The organism is Micromonospora echinofusca, assembly GCF_900091445.1.
GTDB classification, from domain to species: Bacteria; Actinomycetota; Actinomycetes; order Mycobacteriales; family Micromonosporaceae; genus Micromonospora; species Micromonospora echinofusca.
In genome coordinates this window covers 5,666,174-5,687,362 of the sequence record NZ_LT607733.1, presented here as the reverse complement: position 1 = coordinate 5,687,362, position 21,189 = coordinate 5,666,174, and the positions used below count along the sequence as shown (strand labels likewise).

At 74.2% G+C, this 21,189-nt stretch carries 18 protein-coding genes; 3 read left to right on the top strand and 15 right to left on the bottom strand.

Going from position 1 to position 21,189, the window contains the following annotated elements:
- Positions 1 to 74 precede the first annotated feature (74 nt).
- From GA0070610_RS24280 to GA0070610_RS24225, 12 genes are read right to left on the bottom strand one after another with little or no spacing between them, the layout of a single operon-like run.
- On the bottom strand, positions 75 to 1,232 hold the full coding sequence (locus GA0070610_RS24280) for an acyl-CoA dehydrogenase family protein (RefSeq protein ID WP_089002194.1): 1,158 nt from the start codon (positions 1,230 to 1,232) through the stop codon (positions 75 to 77).
- Positions 1,229 to 1,471: a phosphopantetheine-binding protein gene (locus tag GA0070610_RS24275; RefSeq protein WP_089002193.1), complete on the bottom strand. Its 243-nt coding sequence runs from the start codon at positions 1,469 to 1,471 to the stop codon at positions 1,229 to 1,231. The genes GA0070610_RS24280 and GA0070610_RS24275 overlap by 4 nt, the downstream gene beginning before the upstream one ends.
- A gap of 7 nt (positions 1,472 to 1,478) precedes the next feature.
- Complete coding sequence (locus GA0070610_RS24270; protein WP_089002192.1) at positions 1,479 to 2,729, bottom strand: type III PLP-dependent enzyme; 1,251 nt, start codon at positions 2,727 to 2,729, stop codon at positions 1,479 to 1,481.
- Positions 2,722 to 4,221, bottom strand: a complete 1,500-nt coding sequence (locus tag GA0070610_RS24265) for a class I adenylate-forming enzyme family protein (protein WP_089002191.1) — start codon at positions 4,219 to 4,221, stop codon at positions 2,722 to 2,724. The genes GA0070610_RS24270 and GA0070610_RS24265 overlap by 8 nt, the downstream gene beginning before the upstream one ends.
- Positions 4,218 to 5,456, bottom strand: a complete 1,239-nt coding sequence (locus tag GA0070610_RS24260; RefSeq protein WP_089002190.1) for an acyl carrier protein — start codon at positions 5,454 to 5,456, stop codon at positions 4,218 to 4,220. The genes GA0070610_RS24265 and GA0070610_RS24260 overlap by 4 nt, the downstream gene beginning before the upstream one ends.
- Positions 5,457 to 5,466: 10 nt before the next feature.
- Positions 5,467 to 6,798, bottom strand: coding sequence for a TrpB-like pyridoxal phosphate-dependent enzyme (locus GA0070610_RS24255; RefSeq protein ID WP_089002189.1), 1,332 nt, complete (start codon positions 6,796 to 6,798; stop codon positions 5,467 to 5,469).
- The gene (locus GA0070610_RS24250) at positions 6,795 to 7,064 is read right to left on the bottom strand and encodes a phosphopantetheine-binding protein (protein WP_089002188.1); all 270 of its coding nucleotides are present in this window, start codon (positions 7,062 to 7,064) and stop codon (positions 6,795 to 6,797) included. The genes GA0070610_RS24255 and GA0070610_RS24250 overlap by 4 nt, the downstream gene beginning before the upstream one ends.
- A complete protein-coding gene (locus GA0070610_RS24245) occupies positions 7,061 to 8,341 on the bottom strand; it encodes a glutamate-5-semialdehyde dehydrogenase (RefSeq protein WP_231925788.1) in 1,281 nt (426 codons plus the stop codon). The genes GA0070610_RS24250 and GA0070610_RS24245 overlap by 4 nt, the downstream gene beginning before the upstream one ends.
- Entirely contained in the window at positions 8,338 to 9,078 is a 741-nt protein-coding gene (locus GA0070610_RS24240; protein WP_089002186.1) for an SDR family NAD(P)-dependent oxidoreductase, read from the bottom strand. Before GA0070610_RS24240 ends, GA0070610_RS24245 begins: the two co-directional genes overlap by 4 nt.
- Positions 9,075 to 9,803, bottom strand: a complete 729-nt coding sequence (locus GA0070610_RS24235; protein ID WP_089002185.1) for an alpha/beta fold hydrolase — start codon at positions 9,801 to 9,803, stop codon at positions 9,075 to 9,077. Before GA0070610_RS24235 ends, GA0070610_RS24240 begins: the two co-directional genes overlap by 4 nt.
- Positions 9,800 to 12,991, bottom strand: coding sequence for a non-ribosomal peptide synthetase (locus tag GA0070610_RS24230; RefSeq protein WP_089002184.1), 3,192 nt, complete (start codon positions 12,989 to 12,991; stop codon positions 9,800 to 9,802). The genes GA0070610_RS24235 and GA0070610_RS24230 overlap by 4 nt, the downstream gene beginning before the upstream one ends.
- A complete protein-coding gene (locus GA0070610_RS24225; RefSeq protein ID WP_089002183.1) occupies positions 12,988 to 13,236 on the bottom strand; it encodes an acyl carrier protein in 249 nt (82 codons plus the stop codon). Before GA0070610_RS24225 ends, GA0070610_RS24230 begins: the two co-directional genes overlap by 4 nt.
- Before the next feature lie 764 nt (positions 13,237 to 14,000).
- On the opposite strand from GA0070610_RS24225, the gene GA0070610_RS24220 reads away from it, so the two are divergent.
- The 3 genes from GA0070610_RS24220 to GA0070610_RS24210 are packed head-to-tail and all read left to right on the top strand — an operon-like array spanning position 14,001 to position 18,822.
- Positions 14,001 to 15,353: an MFS transporter gene (locus GA0070610_RS24220; RefSeq protein ID WP_089002182.1), complete on the top strand. Its 1,353-nt coding sequence runs from the start codon at positions 14,001 to 14,003 to the stop codon at positions 15,351 to 15,353.
- Positions 15,350 to 16,903, top strand: a complete 1,554-nt coding sequence (locus GA0070610_RS24215) for an amino acid adenylation domain-containing protein (RefSeq protein WP_089002181.1) — start codon at positions 15,350 to 15,352, stop codon at positions 16,901 to 16,903. The genes GA0070610_RS24220 and GA0070610_RS24215 overlap by 4 nt, the downstream gene beginning before the upstream one ends.
- Positions 16,904 to 16,944: 41 nt before the next feature.
- A complete protein-coding gene (locus GA0070610_RS24210; protein WP_089002180.1) occupies positions 16,945 to 18,822 on the top strand; it encodes an AfsR/SARP family transcriptional regulator in 1,878 nt (625 codons plus the stop codon).
- A 131-nt stretch (positions 18,823 to 18,953) separates the two neighbouring features.
- Here GA0070610_RS24210 and GA0070610_RS24205 read toward each other — a convergent pair whose 3' ends face one another.
- From GA0070610_RS24205 to GA0070610_RS31810, 3 genes are all read right to left on the bottom strand, one after another.
- The gene (locus GA0070610_RS24205; protein ID WP_089002179.1) at positions 18,954 to 19,349 is read right to left on the bottom strand and encodes a RidA family protein; all 396 of its coding nucleotides are present in this window, start codon (positions 19,347 to 19,349) and stop codon (positions 18,954 to 18,956) included.
- Between the two features lie 370 nt (positions 19,350 to 19,719).
- Positions 19,720 to 20,319 carry a ClpP family protease gene (locus GA0070610_RS24200; RefSeq protein ID WP_089002178.1) on the bottom strand — a complete coding sequence of 200 codons (600 nt, stop codon included), beginning with the start codon at positions 20,317 to 20,319 and terminating at the stop codon, positions 19,720 to 19,722.
- A 138-nt stretch (positions 20,320 to 20,457) separates the two neighbouring features.
- Positions 20,458 to 20,955 carry a helix-turn-helix domain-containing protein gene (locus GA0070610_RS31810; protein WP_331716525.1) on the bottom strand — a complete coding sequence of 166 codons (498 nt, stop codon included), beginning with the start codon at positions 20,953 to 20,955 and terminating at the stop codon, positions 20,458 to 20,460.
- Between the last annotated feature and the right edge of the window lie 234 nt (positions 20,956 to 21,189).

Here is a 21,189-nt window from a genome sequence, read left to right as displayed (position 1 = left end):
CCGGGCCGGGCGCTGCTGGACCGGGGGTCGCCGGGCCGGGCGCCGCGGGGGCCGCCGCCGGTGCCGTCCGCAGCTCAGGCAAGGTGCACCTGCCGGTCCCGCAGGGTCAGCGCCCCGTTGACCAGCAGCAGCCGGTCGTTGGCGTAGTTCAGCGAGGCGGAGCGGAGGTCCCGGAAGACCCGCTCCAGGTACAGCGGCGACGACCTGAGGTAGCCGTGCCGCAGGCCGACCAGCTCCACCATCTCGTCGGCGGCGGCGAAGCACTGCTCGGCGGCGTGCACCTTGAGGGAGTTGACCAGCAGCTGGGTCGACGGGTCGGCCACGTCGGGAGTGCCCTGCACGGCGGCGACGGTGTGCCGCAGCAGGGCGTTGACCAGGTCGAGCCGGCCCCGGACGCGGGCCAGCCGGGTCAGCAGCAGCTCGGAGGAGGGATCGAACTGGCCCCGCCCGGCGTCGCGGATGTGGTGCAGGATCCGCGACAGCGCGCCGGTGGCCGCGCCGAGCCACGCCGCCGACCAGCCGATGTGTGCCAGCGGGCCGAAGGTGGGGGCGACGATCTCGCGGAACTTCCCGGGGGCGCCGATCACCTGGTCGGCCGGCACCCGCCCGGTCAGCCGCATCGGCACGCTCTGGGTGGCCCGCATGCCGAGCGGCTGCCAGCCGCCGCGCACCTCCAGCGTCAGCTGGTCGCGGCGGGCGTACACCAGGGAGACCTGGGTGGGCGAGGTGGCGTCCGGCGCCAGCGTGGTGATGAGGTACGCGTCGGCGTGCTGGCCGCCGGTTACGATGGGGGCGTCCCGGTCGATCGTCAGGGTCCCGGCGTCCTGCCGGACCGTCGACTCCGAGCTGAGCAGGTGCCCGCCCTTGCCACGTTCGGTGGTCACCGAGGCGAGGTAGACGTCGCCCTTGCCGAGCTCCGGCAGGAGCCGTTCGGCGAACGGGCCGTCGGCGTGCCGGACCACCGCCGCGACCTGCTGGCAGTGCATCGCGAAGATCAACGCGACGGACATGTCCACCCGGGCCAGCCGCAGGGTCACGTCGACGAGGTCGTCGAGCCCGCCACCCCCGCCGCCGTGCTCCGCCGGCACCAGCAGGCCGAGCAGGCCGGTGGCCCGCATCGCGTCCAGCGCCGCCGTCGGGAACTCCGCCGTCTCGTCGGCGTGCTCCGCGTGCGCGGCGGCGGCGGCCAGCACCTCCTCCAGCGCGCTCTCGTGGCCGGTCGCGGTGCTCACGCCGCCCGCCCCCGCAGCGACTCGATGGTGTTCCACAGGCTGCCCGCGGTGGCGAAGGTGCTGTCGGTCAGCAGCTCGTCGGGCATGGACACCCCGTAGGTGTCCTCGATGGTGAACAGCAGCTCGATCGCGCGCATCGAGTCCAGGCCCAGTTCGTTGAGCGAGGCCTCGGCGGTGATGGGCTGCGTTCCCGCGTACTTGAGGAACGGCTTGAGCAGGTCCGGAAAAGCGGCGTCCATTGTCAGATCAACCCCTGTCGCTGCCGATGACGGTGTGCCGGGTGAGTTCCAGCCGGGTCACGCCGGTGATCCGGCCCCCGGCGACGGTGACCTCGACCGGCATGGGATGCGCGAGGAAGGCCACCAGGCTGGCGTAGAGGCCGTACGCGCCCACGTTGGGCACGGCGACCAGCTGGCCCGGGACCAGAGGCGGGAGGGCGGCGGCGCGGGCCCACGTGTCCAGCGGCGTGCACAGCGGCCCGGTGACGATGGTCCCGGGCACCGGCGGGCCGGCCGCCGCGTCCACGGTCAGCAGGTCCGGCACGATCGGCGGCAGCCGGCGCAGGCCGGACATCCCGCCGAGGTGGTGGATGCCCGACTCCAGCACCACCACGGTCGCGCCCTGCGACCGCTTCACGTCCAGGACCCGGGTGACCAGCGTCCCGCAGGTGCCGACCAGGTACCGGCCCGACTCGAAGGCCACCCCCGGCCCCCGCTCCGGCCAGCCCGGGAAGGCGTCGGCCAGCAACGCCGTCAGCCGGTCCGCCAGCTTCGGCAGGTCCGGCCGGTCGCCGGCCCGCGCGAAGGGCGCGCCGAAGCCGCCGCCCAGGTCGATCAGCTCCGGCTGTGTCCCGGTCGCCGCCGCCAGCCGCCGTACGGTGTCGACGGACTGGGTGAACTGGGCGAGCAGGGCGTCCTCGCCGTCGACGTTGCTGCCCATGTAGAGGTGGAACCCGACCGGGGCCACGTTCCGGCGCGGCCCGAACAGCTCGGGCCGGTCAAGCACCCAGCGCACGTCCGCGCCGAACTGCGAGGCGACGCCGGTCATGGTGAGGCCCTGCCCGGGGGCCGGGGTGTCGTCGTTGATCCGCACCAGCGCGCGTACCTCGACGCCGTGCTCGCGGGCCACCCGGTCGAGCTGGTCCAGCCCGTACGGCGAGTCCACTGAGAAGAGCCCGACCCCGGCCCGTACGGCCTCGACCAGGTCGACGTCCCGCTTGCCCGGGCCGGTGTAGAGGACCTCGACCGGGTCGCAGCCGGCCGCCAGCGCGACGCGCAGCTCGCCGGGGGAGCAGACCTCGGCCCGGCACCCGGCGGCGGTCAGGTCGGCGACCACCGTCGGGTGCGGGTTGGCCTTGAGCGAGTAGAACAGCTCGGCGGGCCCGGGCAGGGCGGCCCGCAGCGCCGCGTACGAGCGGGCCAGCTCGTCGGTGTCGTAGAGGTACGCGGGGGTCTGCGGCGCGTCCGGCCGGTCGAAGAGTTCCGCCAGCTCAGACACGGGCGCGCTCCGACCACATCCGGTACAGCTCGGCCCGGTCGACCTTGCCGTTGCGGGTCAGCGGGATCTCCGGCACGACGAGGCAGGTCCGGGGCGTCTTGATCTCGTCGAGTTCGGTACGCAGCGCGGCGAGCACCTCCGGCGCGGTCAGCTCGGTCACCGCGAACAGGGTGGCCGAGTCGCCGCCGTCCTCGGCGCGGGGCGGCAGCACGGCGGCGGCCTGCACCTGCGGTATCCGGTACGCCGCCGCCTCGACCTCGGTGACGCTGACGCGGATGCCGCGTTCCTTGTAGATGTCGTCGCGCCGGCCGACGAAGTAGAGGTAGCCGTCGGCGTCGAGCCAGCCGTGGTCGCCCGTGCGTAGCTGGGGGAAGATCCCCTCGACGCGGGGGAAGCGCTGCGCGGTGAGTTCCGGGCGACGCCAGTAGCCGGCCATCACGTGCGGGCCCCGGACCACGATCTCGCCGACGGTGCCGGGCGGCACCGCCGCGCCGTCCGCGTCGACGATCAGGATCTCGGTGCCCGGCAGGGCCCGCCCGGAGGCGCCGGGTCGACGCAGGTCCTCGTCCACCGGCATGATCGCCGCCCGCTTGCACTCGGTGAGCCCGAACATCAGCTGTACGCGCAGGGTGGGGATCCGGGCGCGCAGGTCGCGCAGGACCTCGGGCGGCATCGCGGCGCCGGTATTGGTGAGCAGGCGCAGCGCGGGCACTGTCGCGCCCGGGCGGGACAGCATCCGGGCCAGGCCCCGGGCGAGCGCGGGCACGGCGGGCAGCACGGTCGCGGCGCTGTTCACCAGGTGCCGGGGCAGCGTCGGGCCGGTGTCGGCGGTGGAGGCCAGGTGCAGCCGGGCGCCGGCGAGGGTGCTGAGGAAGATCTGGTACATGCCGTAGTCGAAGGAGAGCGGCAGCGCGCACCACACGACGTCGTCGGCCCGGTAGGCGAGCTGGGAGGCGATGGCCCCGACGGCGAAGACCACCTGCGCGTGGGTGGACACCACCGCCTTCGGCATGCCGGTGCTGCCGGAGGTGTAGATCAGGCAGACCGGGTCGACGGCCAGCGGGGACGCCGCCGGCTCGGCGTCCGGCCCGTCCCGTACGACGTCGCGCAGCTCCGCTGTGCCGACGGTCGGCACCCCGTGCCCGGCCGCCACGGCGAGCGCCCGGGGGCTGTCGGTGACGAGCAGCGCCGGCTCGGCGTCGGTCAGCACGTGCGCCAGGGCGACCGCGGGGGACTGCTCGTTGACGACGCTGAACACGGCGCCCGCCCGGGAGCAGGCGTACAGCAGGGCGGGCACCAGTGGGTCGGTGGGCAGGCAGACGACCACCCGTTCGCCCCGGCGGACACCCCGCCCGGCCAGCCAGCCGGCGAGCCGCCGGCTGGCCGCGTCCAGCTCCCCGTAGGTCTGCACCAGGTCGCCGTGGGCGATCGCCGGCGCCTCCGGCCGGGCGGTCGCGGTACGGTCCAGCAGGTCGTGCAGCAGCCCGGTCACCGGCCCGACACCCCCTGCGCCGCCGGGCGGGCCCGGTCGAACACGGCACCCAGCGAGTCGAGGTCGTGCAGGGCCGTCCCGGTGAGGTCGTCCGGGTCCAGCTCCACCCCCAGCCGGGCCTCCGCCCGCTCGATCACCTCGACCAGCCGGAACGAGTTGAAGCCGGACAGCGTCCGCAGTGGACGCCCCTCGACCGGCACCTCCGGGCCCACCCCGAGCACGGCGCGCACCTCGTCGGCGAGCACCGCGCGGATCCGGCCCGGGTCGGCGGCCGGCCCGTCCTGCGGCGGCGGCACCGGTCCGGCGTCGGCGAGCCGACCGGCGAGCGCCACGTCGTCGCGCAGCAGGCCGTCGAGCTGGTCGAGGACGGGGGTGGGGAAGACGCCGCCCCGGCGGACCCGGCGCATCGCCACGTAGCTCTGCCCGGCCAGGGCGAGCCAGGCGTCGGCGCGACCGGCGGCCTCGCGCGCCGCGTCGGCGGTGGCCGGGTCGCCGGCCAGCCAGGCGGCGTGCAGCGCCCGGGACCGGCCGAGCAGCCACACGTCGAGCACCAGCTGGGCCGCCGCCTCCGCCTCGCCCGCCCGCCGTCGGACCGCCGTCAGGTAGTCCTCGATCCGGTCCGCCCCGGCGCGCAGCGCGGCGGCGTTGTCGCGCAGGACCGTCGCCCGGTCGAGCACCGGGGCGCCGTCGGCGGCGACGGTCATCGCGGTCGCCCGGGGCACCGCGGCGTCGAAGTCCGCGGCCGACATCCGCCAGGTCCCCGGTCGCGCGTCGCCCCACTGCGTGGAGTTGTGGTAGCCGTCGACCACCACGCACTGTTCGCCGGCGTCGACCAGCAGGAAGCTGTGTTCCATGTGCTGGTTGCCGGCGTACGGCAGCCAGCTCATGGTGAACGTGTCGGCGACCACGTAGAGCGGCGAGTGCTCCGCGAGCAGCTCGCGCAGCCGCGCGCCGGGCACGTCGTCCCAGCGCCGGGTGACCCGCAGGCCGAGCAGGTCGGCCGCCTCGGTGAGCCGCTGCTCGACCGACGCGGTCACCGCCGGCGTACCGGCGGGCCCCACGACGGTGGCGAACCGCAGGGTGGCACCGAGCGCCAGGTGCGCCCCGGGCCCGTAGGCCCGGTCCGCCAGCGCGGCCAGGTTCACCTGTACGCAGTCCAGCAGGTCGGCGCGGAGACCGGTCAGCACCGGCGTCCACTCCCGGCTGCGCGTCGGCACCGCAGGCACAACGACCATGTCACGCCCTTCACGTCGGGTGGACCGCGCGGAGCGACGCCGTCGCCGCCCGCAACGCGTCCGCGTCGGCCGGCCGGTCCTCGGGCAGACCGGCGAGGAGCTTGTCGTACGCGGCCAGATCGAGCAGGCCGTGCCCGCTGACGCAGACCAGCACCCCGTGCCGTGCCGGGTGTGCCGGTTCGCGGCCGGTCGCCACCCGGGCGGCGGCGGCCAGCGCGTGCCCCGACTCCGGCGCGGGCAGCACCAGCTCGGTCAGGGCGAACGTCCGGCCGGCGGTCAACGCCTCCCGCTGGCCCACCGCCAGCGCCGAGACCTGGTCCCGGTGCCGCATGGCGGAGACGAGCTTCGCCGCGCCGTGGAAGCGCAGCCCCGCCGAGTGCGACGCGGGGATCGCGTACCCGCTGCCGATCGTGTACATCGCCTCCATCGGGCCGGTGCCGGTGGAGTCGGTGTGGTCGTAGGCGTACACGCCCCGGGTCAGCTTCGGGGTGGTGCTGGACTCCACCGCGATCAGGTCGGCGGGCACCTCCCGCTCGCCGGCCGCGTCGGCGGCGAAGAACGGCAGGGCCAGCCCGCCGAAGTTGCTGCCGGCGCCCACGCAGCCGATCACCGCGTCCACGGTGGCGTCGAGGGCGGCGAGCTGGTCGATCGACTCCAGGCCGATCACCGACTGGTGCAGGATGCTGTACGTCTCGCCGCTGCCGATGCAGAACGCCCGCTTCGGGTCCGCCCGGGCGTACTCGACGGCCTCGCCGATGGCCAGCGCCAGGCTGTTGCCCTGCCCCGGCCGCTCGGCGGCGGCGCGGCCCACCCCCGTCAGCGGGCTGGGGCTGGCGTGCAGCTCCGCGCCGTAGAGGCGCATCAGGCTGCCCCGGTACGGCTTGTCGCGCAGGCTCCCGCCGACCATGAAGACGGTGCAGGCCATGCCGAACGCGGCGCACGCGGCGGCGAGGGCGCTGCCCCACTGCCCGGCGCCGGTGCCGGTGACCAGCTCCCGGAAGCCCGCGCGATGGTAGTAGTGGGCCTGCGCCAGCGCGGTGTTGAACTTGTGGCTGCCCGAGATGTTGCCGCCCTCGTACTTCACGTAGACCGGCACCGTCGCCCCGATCTCGGCCTCGAAGCGGCGGGCCCGCCACAGCGGCGCCGGCCGGTAGGCCCGGTAGCGCTCGGCCACCGGCTCAGGGATCGGCCAGAACTCCCGGGTCGAGACGCTCTGCCGGATCAGCTCCAGCGGCAGGGTGGCGGTCACCGGGCCGCCGGTGTCCGCCGGCGTCACGTCCGCGGGCAACTCGTAGCCGAGGTGCGGCAGGACGCTGCGCCAGGCCCGGGGTGTCTCGGTCACGACTCCTCCTTCACCACGTCCGCGACGACGTCGACCAGGTCGGCGACGGTCGTGAAGACCCGCCCGGCGAAGATGTCGTCCGGCAGGGTCACGTCGAGTTCGTCCTCGAGGCGGACGAGCATGCCGAGGAAGCCCAGCGAGTTGACCCGCAGCAGGTCGCCGTTGAGCGGTTCGAGGTCGTCGACCGTGGCGGGGTCGACCGCGAGCCGCGACTCGCGTACGACCAGCCGTTTCACCGCCTCGTTGATCCGGGCCCGGTCGGTCATGCCTCCTCCGTCCCGGCGCCGCGCAGCCGGCCCCCGGCGTCGACGACCCAGCTCCAGGTCAGCAGGGCGGACAGGTCGACGGGACCGCGTACGTGCAGCCGGCCGGTGGCGATGGACAGCTCCGGTCCCAGCCCCATCGTCGGGCCGTCGTGCAGGCGCAGGGAGCCGTTGACCACCAGCGCGGCGGCGTCCACCCCGGCCAGGAACGCGTCCACGACGGCCGGGTCGGCGGCCACCACGCCCTCGGTGTGCCGGGAACCGAAGCGGCGGATGTGGGCCACCGCCTCGTCGAGGCCGGCGACGGGCCGGATGCCGACCGCGCGTTCCAGGAACTCCCGGCCGTCGTCGGCTGCGGTCAGCTCGGCCACCGGCGCCCCGGCGGGCGCGACGGCGCTCAGCCGGGGGTCGACCCGCAGCAGCCACGGCTCGGTCAGCCCGGCGCCGGCCCGCAGCAGGGCCCGGGTCAGCTCCTCGGCCACGTCCGCGTGGGCGAGCACCAGTTCGAGGGTGTTGCAGGCGGTGGGCTCGCCCAGCTTGCTGTCCAGGGCGATCCGGGCGGCCAGCTCCAGGTCGGCGCTGCGGTCGACGTAGAGGTGGTTGACGCCGCCGCCGCTGGCGATGACGGGGATGGTGGAGCTGGTCAGGCAGTAGTCGATCAGGGACGGGCTGCCGCGGGGGATGAGGACGTCGACCGCGTCGTGCCGCTTCAGCAGGGCCCGTACCAGCCGCCGGTCGGGGTCGATGACGACCCCTACCGTGCCGGCGGGCAGCCCCGCGTCCTCCAGTGCCCGGCCGACGACGACGGCGAGGGCCCGGTTGGTGGCCGCGATCTCCGCCCCGCCGCGCAGGACGGCCACGTTGCCGACCGCCACGGGCAGCAGGGCGCCCTCCACCGTCACCGTCGGCCGGGCCTCGAAGATCATCAGAACCACGCCGAGCGGCTTGGGCAGCCGGCGTACGGTGGCGCCGTTGCCGGCGCGGTGTCCGGCGGTCGGGGCGGTCACCGCCGGCAGCGCCGCACGGGTGCGTGCGATCAGGTCGACCAGCGCGTCGAGGTGGCGCTTGCCGAGCGCCAGGCGGTCGACCAGTTCGGGGCCGAGGCCCGCCTCGGTGCCCCGGGCCACGTCGGTGGCGTTCGCTGCCAGGACGTCGGCCCAGCCGGAGGAGAGCCGGTCGGCGAGCGCCTCGCAGTACCGGTCGTAGCGCCGGTCGCCGGGCGGGGGCAGCTCGGCCCGGGCCCGCGTCGCGCCGTCCAGGATGTCGTCCACATCGGTCACCACATGAACTGCCCACCGTCCACGATCAGCTTCTGCCCGGTCAGGTATCCGCTCGCCGGCCCGACGAGGAACTCCAGGGCGTCGGCGATCTCCTCGGTGGTGCCGATGCGGCCCCGGGGGATCTCCGCTACCACCGCCGCCCGGGCGGCCGGATCGTCCAGCCGGAACCGCGTCACCAGCTCGTCGGTCTCGGTCATGCCCGGGATCAGGCAGTTGACCCTGATCCGGGGCGCCAGCTCCAGCGCCAGGCACTTGGTGAGCTGGAGCAGGCCGGCCTTGCTGGCGCAGTAGTTCGCGCCGTTGCGGCGGGGGCGGATGCCGGTGGTGGCGCCCACGTTGACGATCACGCCGTCGCCCTCGGCCGCCAGCATCGCCGGCGCGAACCCCCGGGTCAGGTGGAAGACGCCGGAGAGGTTCGTGTCGAGCACCCGCCGCCAGTCCTCGGTCGACATCTCCAGGAACGGCCGGTCGACGTTGATGCCCGCGTTGTTCACCAGCACGGTCGGCGGGCCGTGCTCGGCGAGGACCGTCTCCACGGCGACGTCGACCGCGGCGGCGTCGGCGACGTCGAGCCGGATGGGGTGGAACGCGTCGCCGAGCTCGGCCGCCGCCGACGCCGCCGCGACGGCGTCGCTCCGGTACGGCGCGACCACCCGGTGCCCCAGCTTCACCAGCCGGCGGCTGAAGGTGAGCCCGATGCCCCGGGTGCCGCCGCTGACGACCGCCAGTGGGCTCACTGCAGCACCGCCCCGGAGGCGGCCCGGCCGAGGAACGGCGTCACCTCGTCGACCAGCTGCGGCAGGCGCTCGGGGTCGAAGACGTCGAAGTGCCCCGCGTCGAGCCGCCCGGCGCTCAGCTCCGGCGCGAGTTCCCGCCACCGGGCCTCGGCCTCGGCGCGGAACGCGAACTCCTCGTCGGTGCACATCAGCATCAGCACGCGGCCGGCGTACGACCGGTCGGCCCGGTAGTCCGCGAGGGCGGCGACCTGCGTGTCGAAGACCCGCCGGACCCGCTCGACGGTCGCCGGGTCGGGACGCGGCCCGAGCATCCCGACGATGGTCTCGCGGACGCGGGCGTCCTCGCCGGCCGTGGCGCGGCGCGGCAGCGGCGAGGCGTCCACCAGCACCAGGTCGGGCAGGTGCCCCCGCTCGGCCAGCCGGACGCACAGCTCCCAGGCGACCGAGCCGCCGAGGGACCAGCCGAAGACGGCCGCCGGGACCGTGCCGTCCGCGTCCAGCGCCTGCGCCGCCGCGTCGGCCATCTCGGCGATGCTGAGTTCCGGCTCCTCGTCGGGCAGCAGGCCGGCCGCGCGTACGGCCGCGACGTTGTGGGTCCTGCCGATCGCCGCCGCGAGCCGCAGGTAGGGGTGCAGCCCGCCGCCGGCGCCCGGCAGCAGTACGCACGCCGGTCGGGCGCCCCGCCGCAGCAGGGGGACCAGCCGGCCGGGCAGCCTGGTCGTCACGGCGTCACCGCCGCGTCGCCGCCCCGCGCCCCGCGGACGAGCCCGGCCAGGGTGGCCACGGTGGGCGCGGCGAAGAAGTCGACCAGGGGCACGGCCACCCCGTAGCGTTCCTGCACCTCGGCGAGGGTGGTGAAGATGTTCAGCGAGTGGGCGCCGTACTCGATGAGCGGGCGGTCCGGCCGGATGCCCTCGACGTCGAGCACCCCGCCCCACAGCCCGGCCAGCTCGCGCTCCAGCTTGTCGGCGTACGTGACCTCGGTGGTGTCGGCGCTCTGCTGCTCGACCAGCAGCTCGTCGGCGATCCGCAGCAGCGCGTCGCGGTCGGTCTTGCCGGTCGGTGTCGTCGGGACCCGGTCGACCGGGAAGATCCACAGTGGGCGCATGTAGACCGGCAGCGCCGTGGTCAGCCGTTGGCGGACCTGCTCAGGGTCGACGGTGCGGTCCGCGTCGGGCCGGACGAACAGCCCGAGTTCCCGGTCGGCGCCGGTGCCCCGGACCACCGCGACCGCCTGTCGCACGCCGTCGACCTGGTTCGCGACGGTCTCGATCTCGCCCAGCTCGATCCGGTATCCCCGGATCTTGACCTGGGTGTCCATCCGCCCCAGGAAGACCAGGTCACCCCGGTCGTCGCGGACCACGAGGTCCCCGGTGCGGTACACGGTCCCGCCGGCAGTGCCGCAGAAGCGGTCGGGCACGAACCTCTCGGCCGTGATCTCCGGGTCGTTGATGTAGCCGTCGGCGGGGCAGTCCCCGCCCAGGAGCAGCTCGCCGGCGACGCCGGGCGGGGCGAGGTGGCCGGTGGCGTCGACCACGTACGCGCTCACCCCCGGGTACGGCTGACCGATCGGCACGTGGGTCGGCCACACCGCGTCCCGGTACGACAACCGGTGCGACGTGACCGCGTGGGTCTCGGTGGGGCCGTACAGGTTGACCAGGGTGCAGTGCGGGTGGGCGAGGAAGAAGTCGCGGATCTCGTCGTCGACGGTGAGCTGCTCGCCGGAGACGCAGAGGTAGCGCAGCGCGGGCAGCCGGGTGCCCCGGGCGGCGGCGGTCTGCACCAGGGGACGCAGCGCCGCGACCGGCAGGTACACGTGCGTCACCTCGGTGGTGGCGATCCGGCTGAGCACGGCGGTGAACATCCGCCGGTCGGCCGGCTCGCGGGAGACCACCGTCCCGCCGGCGGCCAGGGTCGGCAGGATCTCCTGGAAGGAGACGTCGAAGCCGAGCGGGGCGTACTGGAGGAAGCGGGTCTCGGCGTCCATGGCGAGGGCCGCGATCTGCCAGCTCGTGAGGTTGGCCAGCGGGCCGTGTCCCATCTGGACGCCCTTGGGCTGCCCGGTGGAGCCCGACGTGTACATGACGTAGATCGGGGCGGCGGGGTCGGCCAGCGATTCGGGCACCGGCTCCGTCGTGGCGGCCAGGTCCGCCACCGCGACCGTGGGCACGTCGGGCACCAGCGCCTCGCCGACGACGAACTCGCAGCCGGCCCGCCGGACCATGTACTCCAGCCGCTCGGCGGGCAGCCCCGGGTCCAGCGGGAGGTACGCCGCGCCCCGGCCGAGGATGGCCAGGATGGCGGTCACCGTGTCGCAGAGGGTCGTCGCGGCCAGACCAACCACGGCCCGGGGGCCGACCCCGTGCGCGGCGAGCCCGGCGCTGATCCGCTCGGCCTCGGCCAGCAGTTGGCGGTAGTCGAGCCGGCGGGTCGGGTCCTCGATCGCCGGGGCGTCGGGCCGCCGCCGGGCCGCCGCCGACACCCAGTCCCACGGCGTGTCGCCGGTCAGTGGGCTGGTCCAGCCGTCGGAGCGGACGCTGGCGGCGGCGGAGGCGTCGGCGAAGAGGTCACCGAGCCGGCACGAGCCGTCGGAGACCGCCCCGCGTACGGCGTCGCGCAGCGAGGTGAGCAGCCCGTCGGCGACCACCGGCGCGATGAGCTGCCGGTCGTACTCGAGTTCGAGCAGCCAGCGGCCGTCGACCGGGGTGGCGCCCAGCCAGAGGTCGAACTTGGCGGTGCCGTTGCCGGGCTCCAGGACCCGCAGCACCGCTCCGCCCGGCTCCGGCGTGAAGGTGTCCTGCATGGCGAGCATCGCCGAGAACAGCGGGTTGCGGTTGCTGGACCGGTCGGGCCGTACGTCGGCGACGAGGCGGTTGAAGGTGACGTCGACGTTCGCGCGGCAGAAGTCGATGGACTCCCGGACCACCTTGCCGAGATGCTCGTCGACGGTGCGGCTCCACTCCACGTCGACGGTGACCGGCAGCGTGTTGACGAAGAATCCGCCGAGGTCGAACGCGCCGATCGTGCGGCGGGCCATGAACGGGCTGCCGACGAGGACGCTGGACACGTTGGCGTGCCGGGCCAGCACGGTGCCGTAGATGCCGGAGAAGAAGACGAACGGGGAGATCTCCAGCCGCCGGCAGGTCTCCGACAGCGCTGCCGTCTCGGCCTGGCTGAGGTACCAGCTCACCCGGTCGCCGGTGAACTCCGTCTGCGCGGCGCGCCCGGGCAGGGGCGCCAGCACCAGGGGCGGGACCTCCCGTAGCCGGGCCGCCCACTCCCGGGACCGTTCGACGACGCGGTCGGAGGTGGCGGTGCGGTTCTGCGCCGCCAGCTCCTTGACGAAGGCCTTCTCGCGGGCGGCGCGCCGCTGCTCGATCTCCGCCCCGGCGAGGCGTCCGGACAGCGCCTCCTGGAGGTCGCGTACCAGGGGCCCCATCGACACGCCGTCGAGGATGATGTGGTGGTCGCACATGAGGACCGCCACGCGGGGCTCGTCGAGGCACCGGACGATGGCGAACCGGTACGCGGGGCCGTTGGCCAGGTCGAACTCCGGTCGGCCGATGCGCCGCTGGGCCGCGCCGACCGCCTCCTCGAAGTCGCGTCGGCGGGCCGTGACCCGTTCGAGCGGGAAGTCCTCCGCCCGTGGGGGCGGGGTGAGCCGGGCGTGCATCTCGGGCAGCAGCCCGAACACCTGGCGCATGGCCGGCTGAACGGCGACGACCGTGGCGAGCGCGCGCTCGATCGTCTCGTCGGGGATCGACGGGTCGATGTCGAACCGGACGAGCTGGTTGTAGACGGCGCGCCCGGGTGAGCGTTCGTTGACGACCAGCAGCCCCTTCTGCGATTCGGTGATCGGCAGCCGCTCCGGGGCGGTCTCCGCCGCGAGCTGGGTCCCGGCCGTCGTGGTCACCGTGCGCCTCCGGTCTCGGCGCCCACGGCGCTCAGCTCGCGTAGCCACTGCTTGAGGTCACCCACCGTGCGCAGGTCCACGAGGCGGGTGGCGTCGATCTCGGCGTCGTCGTCGTTGGCCAGCTCGACGGCGAGCCGCAGCAGGGACAGCGATTCGAGTCCGGCCTCCAGCAGGGGGGTCGAGTCGTCGAAGGCCACCGACGCGTACTTCGCGATCGTCGTGTCGAGGTCAGCTGGAGTCGTCATCCCTGCTTCCCGTTCACCTGAGGTCGGCCGCGCCCGAGTGATCGGAAACCGGATGAGCAGCGGTTGCCGATCGAGGTGGGGGTCGACTGAATTTGCGCTTGGAAGTTCTACGGGTCAGAGCATCCCGGCTCCGATGTTCGCTCGATGTTCCCGAGATGGAATGTCGTTGGTCGCTGATTCAGGCGGTGCCGCGGGTTCGCGCGCATCGGGGAAGGGGCGGTGCAAAAGGGGCGTCGACCAGTGGCGCGGCCGGGCCGGCGGGCGGCAATTTTCCCCAACTGCCTCAGATGTGGCAGGGCCCGACAGAACTGCCCGTAGGTGTTGTTCGGGGCGCCGGCGGAGCGCGGGCCGCCGGCCGCCGCCGGACGCACCGGGGCCGGGCAAGCTGTCGACGTGAGGATGGACACGCCTCTTCGGATGACCTATGGTGCAACCAGCGCAACGCAGAGTATTCCCAAAAGGTGCGAAAGGGACTTTTCCGCGATTGATAGAGCCGCCTGTCGATGCCCGTACGCCCACACCGTCAACGCGCGGACCCCGATGACCTGCCACTCCGTGCCGCCCGCCGACCGGTCTGGTCGGAATTGCCGGCGCTGACGGCACGGCTGCGCGGGATCGGTCGACCACCCGCCCGGCTCACATGTCGCCTAATTGACAAGTGCGACCGGCTAAATGGTCCTTTATCGTTTGTCCGGGTGGTGTGCGCACTTCGCGGCGGAGTCCCCATTCACTTCTCTTAATTCAAGACCGTGTGAGGGATTGTCGTGGCCACAGCTCAACCCACAGTGCAGGCGGATCCGCCCGGAGCCAGGCGAAACGAATGGATTCTGGTCATCTTCACGGGCACCACGAACATCGCCGACGCGGTGGCCCGGATCGCCCTCCCGCTGCTCGCCGCCCAGATCAGCCGTTCGCCCGTCGTGGTCACCGCCGTCGCGGCCATCATGAGCCTGCCGTGGCTGGTGGCCGCGCTGCACGTCGGGGTCTTCGTCGACCGGATGGACCGGCGGTCGCTGCTGATGGGCGCCGAGATCGCCCGGATGCTCTCCGTCGGCGCGCTCCTCGTCGCCGTGCTCGCCGCGAGCCCGACCCTGGCGCTGATCTACGCCGCCGCACTGGTCATCGGCCTGGCCGACGTGGTGGCCGGCATCGCCGGAGCCTCCATCGTCCCGTCGGCCGTGCCGAAACACCGGTGGGAGACCGCCAACGCGCGGATCACGGCCCTGGAGTACCTGTTCAACGGGTTCGCCGGGCAGCCGATCGGCGGCTTCCTGGTGGCGATCGGATTCGGCCTGGCCCTCGGCGTCACCGGCTTCGCCTACGTGGCCGGCGCGGTCCTGCTGCTCCTGCTCGTCGGCAACTTCAAGGTGGCTGCCACCGCCCGCAAGCGTTCGGTCAACGAGGACATCCGTGAGGGCCTCCAGTTCCTCTGGCAGCACCGGCTGCTCCGGACGATGGCCCTGCTCATCGCGATCATGGCCGGCTGCTGGGCGGCGTGGCTCGCCCTCATCCCGGTCTACGCCGTGGGTGGTCCGCTCGGGCTCGACGAGCGGCAGTACGGCTTCCTGCTCACCTGCCTCGGCGCGGGCGGGGTGATCGGCACCGTCATCGTCGGGCCGGTCAACCGGTGGATCGGCCGGCGCTGGTCCATGTTCACCGACATCGTCGGCGCCTTCGCCCTCGTGGCGGCCCCCGCGCTGCTGCCCGCCGCGCCGTCCAGCGCCTGGGTCATCGGCGCCGCGGCGTTCATCGCCGGCGCCGGCGGCACGATGTGGACGGTCAACTCGCGGTTCATCACGCAGTCGCTGGTGCCGGCCGACATGCTCGGTCGGTTCAGCGCGGCGAGCCGCCTCGTGGCCTGGGGCATGACCCCGGTCGCCGCGATCCTCGCCGGCATCCTCGCCCAGGTCTTCTCCTACCAGGTGGCGTTCGGCTTCTTCGCGGTGCTCTGCGTACTGCTGATCTACCCGTTCTTCAAGGTGGTCACCCGCGAGCGGATCGCGGAGGTCGACGGCCCGGCCGAGCCGGCCGCCGCCCCGGCGCCCGACGGGGGCGCCGGCGCCGCCGACGACGGGGGGGACCTGCCGGAGGCGGCGACGACCGGCGGCTCCCGGTGAGCACGGCCGGCCCGACCCTCTACCAGGGGTTCACCGACACGGTCCGCCGGCATCCCGACGCCCCGGCGCTGCGCGTCGCCGGGCACGAGCTCACGTACGCCGAACTCCTGGACCGGGTCGAGCGGCTGGCCGGCCGGCTGGTCGACCTGCACGGCCGCCCGCCCCGGGTCGTCGGGCTCTGCGCGTCGCGCAGCCTCGCGGCGTACGTCGGCTATCTCGCCGCGCTGCGCCTGGCGGCGACCGTCGTGCCGCTCGGCCCCGACACGCCGGCGGAACGGATCCGGCGCACCTGCGCCCACGCCGGGGTGGACGCCCTGATCGCCGACGACGCCGGCCGCCGGGTGGCCGACGAGGCGGCCGGGCCCGTCGGCGTCCTGCACCTGCCCGACACCCCCGAGCACCGCTGGTACGACGTGCCGGCCGAGCGGTGGACGCAGGCGTACGCCGGCGGCCCCGACGACGTCGCCTACACCCTGTTCACCTCCGGCTCCACCGGCACGCCCAAGGGGGTGCCGGTCCGGCACCGCAACCTGACCCCCTACCTCGCGCACTGCATCGAGGCCTACCAGGTGGGCCCGGGCTCGCGGCTGTCGCAGACCTTCGAGCTGACCTTCGACCCGTCGGTGTTCGACATGTTCGTCGCCTGGCTGTCCGGGGCGCTGCTGGTGGTCGCCGCGCCCGGCGACGCCCTGGCCCCCGTCCGCTACGTCAACGACAACGGGATCACCCACTGGTTCTCCGTACCGTCGGTGGTCTCCCTGGCCCGCCGCCTGCGCAGCCTGCGACCCGGCAGCATGCCGGGCCTGCGCTGGAGCCTCTTCGCCGGCGAGCAGCTCACCCTGACCCAGGCGCGGGCGTGGGCGGACGCCGCGCCGGGCAGCACCCTGGAGAACCTGTACGGGCCGACCGAACTCACCGTCACCTGCACCCGCTACCAGCTCCCCGCCGATCCGGCGCGCTGGCCCCGCACCAGCAACGACACCGTGCCGATCGGGCGGATCCACCCGCACCTGGAGGGGGTCCTGCTGGCGGCCGACGGGGTCGCCGGGGACGACGGCGAGCTCTGCGTACGGGGCAGCCAGCGGTTCGACGGCTACCTCGACCCCGCGCAGAACCACGGCCGGTTCGTCGACCACGACGGCCGCCGGACGACGCCGGTCGACGGCCCGCCCGGCCCGGCGAGCTGGTACCGGACGGGGGACCGGGTCCGACGGGAGGACGGCGAACTGGTCCACCTGGGCCGGCTCGACGACCAGGTCAAGATCCACGGATACCGGATCGAGCTGGGCGAGATCGAGTCCGTCCTGCGCCGACATCCGGGGGTGCACGACGTCGTCGTCCTGGCGCTGCCCGCCGGGGCCGGGGAGGTCGAGCTGCACGCGCTCTACACCTGCGACACGGTGGCGGAGCCGGCGTTGGCCGTGCTGGTGGCCGACCACCTGCCGCCCTACATGGCGCCTGCGCGCTACCACCGGGTCGAGTTCTTCCCGGTCAACGCGAACGGCAAGGTCGACCGCCGGCGGCTCGCAGCCGACGTCGGGCTGGTCTGAGCGGCAGCGACCCCCACCACGCTCAGGAATCGAGAGCAGAGATGCCCATCCCGCGGCAAGCACCACCCGCCCGCCTGCGTTTCCGGTTGATGGGGCCGGTGGAGTTCCACGACGGTGTCCAGTGGCGGGGGATCGGTTCGGCGAAACAACGCGCCCTGCTGGCGATGCTGCTGCTCAAGGCCGACCAGGTGGTCTCGCTCGAACAACTGGTCGCCGAACTCTGGGACGACCACCCGCCGGCCTCGGCCAGCGGCCTCGTCGCCGGATACGCGTGGCGGCTGCGCCGCGCCCTCGACGACCGCGACGGTCAGGTCCTGACCACCCGCAGCCCCGGCTACCGGCTGGTGGTCGCCCCGGAGATGATCGACATCGGCGAGTGCGAGCGGCTGATCCGGCAGGCCCACGCCGATCTCGCGGCCGGCCTGCCGAAGGCCGCCGTCGAGGGGTTCGACGCGGCGCTGGCGCTGTGGCGCGGCGTCCCGCTGGCCGACGTCCGGCCGACCCCGCTGGTGATGGCCGAGGTGGCCCGACTGGAGGAGACCCGGATCGCGACGGTCGAGGCGCGCATCGGCGCCGAGCTGGAGCTGGGCCGGCACAGCATGCTGCTGCCGGAACTGAAGGTGCTCGTCAGCCAGCACCCCCTGCGGGAGCGCCTGCACGCCCACCTGATGACCGCCCTCTACCGCGACGGGCAGCAGGCGGTCGCCCTGGGCGCGTACCGGGACCTGCGGCGGCTGCTGGTCGACGAGTTGGGCATCGAACCGAGCCAGTCGCTGCGGGAGCTGGAACAGCGGATCCTGCGCAACGACCCGTCGCTGCGGCTGCACCGCCCCGAGGCCCGTCCACCCGCCCGGGTCACCACGTCGAGTCCGCCAGCCTCCCGGTTCCCCGCCGACCCGGTGATCCTGCACGGGCGGGGCGCCGAGCTAGCGCGGCTGGTTAGCGGGGTGCGGTCCGGGCGGCTGGGCGTGGTCCAGGGCCTGGCCGGCGCCGGGAAGACCGCCCTGGCCGTACGCGCCGCCCACGAGCTGGCCGCGGAGTACCCGGGCGGGTCGGTGTTCGTACCCATGGGCGGGGGGACGTCCGACGGGCCGGCGGAGGCCGCCCGGGCGGTGCGGGTCCTGGCCGAGGCGCTCGGAGCGTCGCCGACGAGCGACCACCCCGTGTCGGGCTGGTCGACCCTGCCGCCCGGCCGCCGGGTCCTGGTCGTCCTCGACGACGTGGCGACCGCCGCGCAGGTACGCGTCCTCGGGCCGGTGCCCGCCGGCAGCGCCCTGATCGTCACCTCGCGGTCCGGGATGACCACCCTCGACGGCGCCGCCCGGGTCTCGGTCGGTGCGCTGGACACCGAGGACGCGCTCGACGTGCTGCGCTACCACCTCGGCTCCGAGCGGGTGGACGCCGAGCCCGAGGCGGCGCGGACGCTGGTGCAGCGCTGCGACGCGCTGCCCCTGGCCCTGCGGATCGCGGCCGCCCGGCTGGCGACCCGGCAGAACTGGTCCCTCGCCGCCTTCGCCGCCCGGCTAGCCGATCCCGCCGGCCGCCTCGACGCCCTGGCCTGCGAGTCGATGACCATGCGGGACTGCCTCGCCGGCGCGGTGCGGGTGCTGTCCCGGTACGGCGACGGCGACGGTGACGGCCTGGCGCTGCGGGCGCTGAGCCTGCTCAGCCGGCTGGACCGGGGCACGGTCAGCGTGTCGAACCTCGCCGCGCTGTCGGGCCAGCCGCCGGTCGCCGCCGAGGTCGCCGCCGAACGTCTGGTCGACGCGGGCCTCGCCGAGGCGCTGCCGGACGGCCGCTACCGCATCCCCGAACTCGTCCGGGCCCACGTGCGCGAGCTGGGCCGCAGCCCGGAGTGCGACCAGGTCGTCGCCCTGAACGCCCGACTGCCCACCACGACCGCCCGGCCGCAACGGTGAGCCGGCGCAGCGGGCTGCGGCGGTGGTGACGCGGGCGTCGAACGGCCCACGGCGGTGGCGACGCGGGCCGATGAACGGCCCACGGCGGTGGTGACGGCCCGCGGTGCGGCGGCCCGGATGTCGGCCGTCGGTCAGGCGACGGCGATCGCCTCGATCTCGATGATCCACTCCGGGTCGAAGATCCCGGTGACGATCACCGTCAGGGCCGGGCGGTGCGCGCCGAGCACCTCGTTGCGGACCTTGGTGTTGACGTCGGCGTGCCGGCGGTCGGCCAGGAAGGTGGTGACCTTGACCAGGTTATCGACGCCCATGCCCGCATCGGCGAGCACGGCCCGGATGTTGTCCCAGACCAGTCGGCACTGGGCCTCGGGGCCGGCCGGGACGTGGCCGTCCCGGGTCTGGGGGATCTGCCCGCTGATGAACAGCATCCGTCCGGCGGTCTGGACCTCCAGCGCGTTGTGGTAACCGCCCGTGGCCTCCGGCACCGACTCGGGGTTGATCGGCCTCATCTGCATGGTCTCGATCACGGTGAAGTCCTTCCGATTGTCCGGGGGAATCCGGATTACGGACTGTGACCTTAGTCTAAAGGTCGTCCCGGGGTTCCCGATCCCGGTCGGACCGGGAGCGCGTCGTTCCGGCCTCTTTCTGGTACCCGGCCCGGGGCCCGGTCCAACCCTCCCTGCCCCGCCTCCGCCTGATGTAACGAGATTCGTCGGCAAGACGCTGTGCCCCGCGATCCGCGCGGAATCCCAGCGGCCGCAATAGGCTCCCCGTATCGACGGCCGGCACAGCGGCGGCCCTCGCGTACCGGGGGGTCGGACGCGGATCGAGGGGGCGCGTCCGACGCCGGTGTGACCTGACGCTGCCCGGGACCGCCCCCGTCGCGGCCCGGGCCCGTCAGCTCGCCGGAAGCTGCTCGGCCTTCGTGACCACCCGGTCGATCAGGCCGTACTCGCGGGCCTCCTCGGCGGTGAACCACCGGTCGCGGTCCCAGTCCCGCTGGATCTCCTCCAGGCTGCGCCCGCTGTGCCGGGCGATCAGCTCCTGCATGGTCCGCTTCACGTGCAGCATGTTCTCCGCCTGGATGGTGATGTCGGCGGCGGTGCCGCCCATCCCGCCGGAGGGCTGGTGCATCATGATCCGCGAGTGGGGCAATGCGTAACGCTTGCCGGCCGTGCCCGCGCAGAGCAGGAACTGCCCCATCGAGCCGGCGAAGCCCAGCGCGACCGTGGCCACGTCGTTGCGGACGAACCGCATCGTGTCGTAGACGGCCATGCCCGCGCTCACCGAGCCGCCCGGCGAGTTGATGTAGAGCACGATGTCCCGCTCCGGGTCCTCGGCGGCGAGCAGCAGCATCTGCGCGCAGATCTGGTTCGCCGAGGCGTCGGTCACCTCGGTGCCGAGAAAGATGATCCGCTCCTTCAGCAGCCGATCGAACACCTGGTCACCGAAGGACGGCTGTCCACCGTCCAGCATCCGCACGTCGAGACCGATCATCGCGTCCGCCCTTCCGACAGTGCCGGCGGGCGACCGGAGGACGCCCGGGGGACCGGCCCCTCCAGCCTGCGCGGAGCGGCCCACGCGGAGCCAACGATTCTGCCTGCGGCAGATCAGCCTGCGGCAGAACCGGCCGGCCTAGACGAGGGTCGATGCCCGCGCGCCCGCCCGCGTCCGCGCGCAGCCGAGCGCGACACGGGTACGCGGACCGCGGCGACCGCCGACGGCGGAGGCGGGCTGGCCGACCCGGAGGGTCGGACCGCCCGTGCGTGGGGCCAGGTGCAGCAGCGGGCCGCCGGTGCGGGGGCCGACCCACGCGACGGGGGTGGTGGCGTCGGGCCGGCCACCCTCCGCCCGCTCCAGCCGGGACAGGCCGGCCCGGGGCGCGGACGGAATGCGCGGCTCGACGCGGCGCAGGTCGTCGCGCGCCTCCTCGAGCAGGTCGGACAGGTGGATGCCGAGCGCCCGGCAGATCGCCGCCAGCACCTCCGAGGAGGCCTCCTTGCGGCCGCGTTCGACCTCGGACAGGTAGGGCACCGAGACCCCGGCCGCCTCGGCCACCTCGCGCAGCGTGCGGCCCTGCCGCAGCCGCAACCGACGCAGCACCCCGCCGATCACTCGTCGCAGCAACGACATGCGGGCCTCGCTCTCGGGCTCGTCGTCCAGGGACGATTTCATCATGCCCCCTGTCGGGTGCGCGGGTCGTCCCGTCCTGCCGCGCGTCGTGCCCGCAGCCGGATGTCCCCGGCTGCGGGCACGACCATCGTCGGGTCGACCCGAGGGGCGTGACCCCCGGTGGGCGACCTCGCCGTGCGAGATCCGCGCGGGCCGCTATGTTGTGGTCGTGCAGGCGACGACAGGGCCGGGGCG